The organism is Bradyrhizobium sp. P2_E8 (genome assembly GCF_056403875.1).
Map to the genome: position 1 here is coordinate 1 of NZ_JBFUES010000508.1, position 5,327 is coordinate 5,327.

At 64.5% G+C, this 5,327-nt stretch carries 6 protein-coding genes; 4 read left to right on the top strand and 2 right to left on the bottom strand.

The annotated features are described in order from the left end of the window. Window positions 1–84 precede the first annotated feature (84 nt). Both AC1D00_RS24965 and AC1D00_RS24970 read right to left on the bottom strand, forming a co-directional pair. Window positions 85–1,038 carry a heme/hemin ABC transporter substrate-binding protein gene (locus AC1D00_RS24965; protein WP_477012480.1) on the bottom strand — a complete coding sequence of 318 codons (954 nt, stop codon included), beginning with the start codon at window positions 1,036–1,038 and terminating at the stop codon, window positions 85–87. Between the two features lies 1 nt (window position 1,039). Beyond that, window positions 1,040–1,246 (bottom strand): hemin uptake protein HemP, encoded by a 207-nt coding sequence (locus AC1D00_RS24970; protein ID WP_135177093.1) that lies wholly within the window; start codon window positions 1,244–1,246, stop codon window positions 1,040–1,042. Window positions 1,247–1,506: 260 nt separating this feature from the next. Here AC1D00_RS24970 and AC1D00_RS24975 point away from each other — a divergent pair, with 260 nt between their 5' ends. The 4 genes from AC1D00_RS24975 to AC1D00_RS24990 form a co-directional block, all read left to right on the top strand. Beyond that, complete coding sequence (locus AC1D00_RS24975; RefSeq protein ID WP_477012481.1) at window positions 1,507–3,852, top strand: TonB-dependent hemoglobin/transferrin/lactoferrin family receptor; 2,346 nt, start codon at window positions 1,507–1,509, stop codon at window positions 3,850–3,852. Window positions 3,853–3,952: 100 nt separating this feature from the next. Continuing rightward, a complete protein-coding gene (gene hmuQ, locus AC1D00_RS24980; RefSeq protein WP_271574811.1) occupies window positions 3,953–4,285 on the top strand; it encodes a heme-degrading protein HmuQ in 333 nt (110 codons plus the stop codon). A 27-nt stretch (window positions 4,286–4,312) separates the two neighbouring features. Then, window positions 4,313–4,816, top strand: coding sequence for a heme utilization cystosolic carrier protein HutX (gene hutX, locus AC1D00_RS24985; protein ID WP_477012482.1), 504 nt, complete (start codon window positions 4,313–4,315; stop codon window positions 4,814–4,816). A 27-nt stretch (window positions 4,817–4,843) separates the two neighbouring features. Then, a partial coding sequence (locus tag AC1D00_RS24990; RefSeq protein ID WP_477012483.1) for a MotA/TolQ/ExbB proton channel family protein occupies window positions 4,844–5,327 on the top strand: 484 nt, incomplete at its 3' end.

A 5,327-nucleotide genomic window follows, 5' to 3' on the forward strand; every position in this document is an offset into this window, starting at 1 on the left:
GAAGAGGAATCGCGAACGATGCGGATCGCCGTCTCGCACCAGCGTGTCGCTGCGGGCGTCGTGCCTCGGTCTCGATCGCCACGCTCATTGCCGGCAATTCGCCGCCGACAGAGCCGACGTGAATGCCCCGCCCTGGTCGCCCAATGCCGGATAGAGTTTTACGGAGAGGTCGCGCGCCGCCGCCGCCGTGCGCGGCCCGAAGCCGAGCAGATAGAGGCCGTCCATGGTGATGAAGCTCTTGTTGGCCGCGACCGGCGTCAGCGCAAAGCCGGGATGGGCATAGACCGCGTCGGCCTGGAGCGACTCCTTGCCACGTTCGATCGACAGCACCACGTCGGGTTTTGCGGCCACGATCGCCTCGTCGCCGATGATCTTGTAGCCGTCGTAATCGTCGACGGCGTTCGCGGCGCCGGCGAGCTGGATGATCTCGTCGGCTGCGGTCTTGTGGCCCGCGACCATGGCACGCCCGTTCTGCAGCGACATCACGAACATCACGCGCACCGGCTTTTTCACCTTGGCGCGCAGCGCGCGGAGTTGGGCGAGATCGGCGCCGACTGCGGCGCTGAGGCATTCGGCGCGCGCATCGACGCCCATGGCGTGGCCGACCAGCCTGATCTTCTCGATCAGGCCGTCCTCGGAAAAGGTCTCGGGCACCAGCACCAGCGGCACCTTCGCCGTCTCGAGGATGTCCATGGTCTCGCGCGGGCCCGACCCCTGGATCGCGAGGATCAGCGTCGGATTGAGGCCGAGCACGCCCTCGGCCGAGATCTGGCGCATGTAGCCGACATTGGGTTTGTCGTRCAGCGCCGCCGCCGGATAGAGGCTAGTAGTGTCCACGCCGACCAGCCGGCTCTCGAGCCCGAGCGCATAAAGGATCTCGGTGATGGCGCCGCCGATCGAGACCGTGCGTGCGACGTCGGCAACGGTGACATCGCGATTGCGGGCGTCATGCACGGTGATGCCGGCGGCGTGCGCGGTGGACGCGAGCGCGATCGTGCCGGTGAACAGGAACGTTGTGAGGGTGCGGCAAAATGTCATGTTACTTCGTCAGGATCAGCTTGTTCTGCGAGGTCAAACGCAGGCGATAGGCGTCCTCGCCATGCGCGATGATGATCTCGCGCTCGTGCGCGAAGAGCTCGCGGCTGTCGATCCGGCTCCCTCGCATGGTGAGGGTTCTCGTTGTTGCGGAAGGGCTTTCCGACGGCCCTGCTGCGCCGTTGCCGCTGTCTCCGGACATTGCTGACATTTTTGGTGTGATGCGCCTTCGAAATTTCAGATGCTGCCTGTTTGTATAGGCGGCAACTGGCGCATTCCAACGGCGACAATTTACAATCGATATAAACTGCAACCTGATGTCATTGACCGTCAGAGTGTTGCCACGTTACCAATCATGACAGCGGGCAACATGCCCGCGTCTTGAAAAATCAGCCAGCCGGTCGTTCGCTTTGCGAACGCACGCCAGCCAAACGACTCCAAAACTAAAGTGAAGTGCAGGCTGGGGCTGATATGGCTGACGGGGCTGGGTATTCGCGCGCTCTGATTTTGGGCGCGTCGGTGGTTTCAATCGCGGCATTGATGACGGAGAGCAGTTTCGCGCAGACGGCATCGCCGCGGGCCGAACATGCGTCGCCGGATCGGCCGAAGCAGGCCAAGCGCAAGCCGGCCAAGCCGCTGGCCGCGCAGCAGGCAGCGCCCGACGTCTTGAACGCCCGTGCGCAGGCGGGTGGCGCCGCGCCGGTGCAGGTGCTCGACACCATCACGGTCGCGGCGACGAAGACCAAGGAGCGCGCGATCGATGCGCTCGCGCCCGTCAGCTCGATTTCGCTCGACCAGATCCAGGGTCTTCAGCCGAACCGGCTGTCGGATGTCTTCTATGCCGTGCCCGGCGTGTCGTTCCAGGAGCGCGGCGACGATCCCGCGACCGTCATCAACATCCGCGGCTTGCAGGACTTCGGCCGCGTGGCGGTCGTCGTCGACGGCGCGCGGCAGAACTATCAGCGCACCGGCCACAATGCCAACGGCTCCTTCTTCCTCGATCCCGAATTGATCGGCGGCATCGACGTCGTGCGGGGACCGACCGCCAACATCTACGGCTCCGGCGCGATCGGCGGCCTGGTCTCGTTCCGCACCAAGGACATCAACGACGTGCTGCGTCCCGGCGAGCGCTGGGGTGTCGATCTCTCGGGATCCTATGGCTCCAACAACAATCGCGGCCTCGGCTCGGTATTCGGCGGCGTGCGCGCCACGCCCGATGTCGATATCTTCGGCGGCGCGGTCTACCGCACGCAGGGCAATTACAAGGACGGCAACGGCACCGAGATCGGCAACACCGGCAACCAGGTCGAGGCCGGGCTGATGAAGCTCACGGTGCGGCCGGCCCTCGGTCACGAGGTCAAGTTCGGCGCCGTGTTCCAGGACTATCAATACGACATTGGCCAGTTCAATCGCGGTCCGACGACCAACCAGGCATTGATTGCGCTCAATCGCGGATCCTCGGTCTACGCGTCCGATGCCAAGAACTATACCGGGACCATCACCTGGAACTATGCGTTGCCGAGCGACAATCTGTTCGACTGGCACATGTCGGTCTACGGCAATCGCACCGACAACGATCAGACCAAGACCTACCACTACGGCACGACACCGTCGGCCTTTTGCAACGGCGGCCTCGGCAACAACGTCTCGGGCTGCGTCGGGGACAAGCGCGGCTACGTCCTCAACACGTATGGCATCGACGCCAACAACACCACGCGCTTCAACGTCGGCGACTGGCGCAATGCCCTCACCTGGGGCGTCGACGCGTTCCAGGATGACGTGATCACGACCGACAGCCGCGGCAATTCCAACATCACCACGCCGAGCGGCATCCGCACCGTGTCAGGTGGGTTCCTTCAGTTGAAGCAGAACTACAGCACCTGGTTCGAGGCGGTGAGCGCGATCCGCTATGACCGTTACGACCTGGACTCGGGCAACACGCACGCCGGTGGTGACCGCTTCTCGCCGAAGATCACCCTTGGCGTCACGCCGGTCGCGGGCTTCCAGCCCTATGTCAGCTATGCCGAAGGCTACCGTGCGCCCTCGATCACGGAGACCGTCATTTCCGGCGCGCATGCAACTGGCGGCGGACCGGTTTTCTTCCCTTGCCCTGATGGAACCAGCGGCCTGTTCTGCTTCCTGCCCAACCCGAACCTTCGCCCCGAAGTCGGCAAGAACAAGGAGGTCGGCTTCAACCTGAAATATGACAACATCTTCAGCGCGTCCGACTCGTTCCGCGGCAAGATCAACCTGTTCCGCAACGACGTCTCCGACTACATCGACCTCGTTGCCTCGACGCCGGTGGCGACGCCGTTCGGCATGGCGAGCCAGTACTACCAGTATCAAAACATCGCACAGGCCCGCATCCAGGGCTTCGAGGCGGAGACGATGTACGATGCCGGCGACTGGTTCGTCGGTGTCGCCGGCCACTACATCCAGGGCAAGAACGTCGCGACCAATATCGGGCTCGCGACCATCACCCCGCGCAAGGTGGTCACGACCGGCGGTGTCCGCCTGCTCGATCGCACGCTGATCCTGACGGCGCAGTGGGCCTCGTACGGTCCCAACAACGACGTGCCCGCCGGCTATCTGCCTGCGACCGGGTACGAGCTGGTCAACCTGTACCTGACCTACAACGCGACCAGGGACATCGTGTTCTCGGCCTCGATCGACAATCTCTTGAACCAGTACTACCGGCCTTACGCCATTCCCGGCAGCTCGACCGACGGCACCACGCAGAACGACGTGCTGTGGTCGAGCCCGGGACCGGGCCGGGTCTACAAGGCCGGCATGAAGATCCACTTTGGAGGTGCGTAAGCCGACAGGCGCCGCAACGCCAGCCATTCTCCGCCGGGCCGCGCTGATGCTCCAGCGCGGCTTCGGCGCGTTTTCGTCTTGATCAGAAGGAGAGACTCTCATGTTTATCGCAATGAACCGGTTCCAGGTGAAGAAGGGCGCGGAGACCGCGTTCGAAACGGTCTGGGCCACGCGCGAATCCTATCTCGGCAGCATGCCGGGCTTCGTCGAGTTTCACTTGTTGAAGGGCCCCGAGGCCGAGGACCACACGCTCTATTCATCGCACACCACCTGGGTCGACAAGGCGGCGTTCGAGGCCTGGACGCGCTCCGAGGAATTCCGTCGCGCCCATGCCCGCGCCGACAACCGGACCGGCGAGAGCCTCTATCTCGGCCATCCCAAGTTCGAGGGCTTCGAGGTGATCCAGAGCGAGCGCAAGGCCGCGGCCGCCTGAGGTGGCGACGCAGGAGAGGAGCTGGACATGCTGAGCACCGACCTCGCCGATCTCAAGGCGTACATGGCGGACAATCCCGGCGCGGTGATCGAGGACGTGGCGCGGGAGCGCAAGGTCACGGCGCGTGCGGTGATCGAGGCGCTGCCCTCGTCGATGGTGCGCATGGGAGGCGGCGAGCATTTTGCCGCCGCCATGCAGGACGTCGCACAATGGGGCGAGGTCACGCTGATCGTGCACACGAATGACGCGATCTTCGAATTCACCGGCTCGATCCCCGCTGGCGAGATCGGCCGCGGTTATTTCAACCTGATGCAGCCGAAGGGCCTGCATGGCCATCTCCGCCACGAGCGCTGCGCAGGCGTCGCCTTCGTCGAGCGCCCCTTCATGGGCAAGAATTCGGCCTTCGTTGCCTTCGTCAATGCCGACGGCGGCATCATGTTCAAGGTCTTCGTCGGCCGCGACGAGACCCGTGCGCTGCGTGGAGACCAGCTGGCGCGGTTCCGCCAGCTTGCGGACCGGATCGCGGCATAGCTTCCTTCTGTCTGTCGGGAGATCAGGATGCAAGGCAATTCCAGGCTTCAGCACGTGATCGTAGCAACCGCGCTGGCGCTCGCGCCGGCTCCGGCCTTCGCGATCGACGAAGCGCTGTTGCCGCGCAATTTGTCGCCTTGGGGCATGTTCGTCAGCGCCGATATCGTGGTGAAGGCGGTGATGATCGGGCTGGCCGTCGCCTCGCTGGTGACGTGGACGGTGTGGCTCGCCAAGACCGTCGAGCTGCGCCGCAAGAGCGCGCTCGCCGTGCAGCGGACGCGCGCGCTCGAGGGCAAGATGAAGCTGGCGGAGGCGGCGGAGCGGACCTCCGACGCGCATGATGCGGTCGCCCAGCTTATCCAGTCCTGCGCGAAGGAGGCGGAGCTCTCCGGCGGCATTGTCGATGACGGTCTTCAGGAGCGCGTGGCGCTGCGGCTGGAGCGGGTCGAGGCGGCGATGTCCAGGCAGATCGCGCGCGGCACCGGCGTGCTCGCGACCATCGGCGCCACTG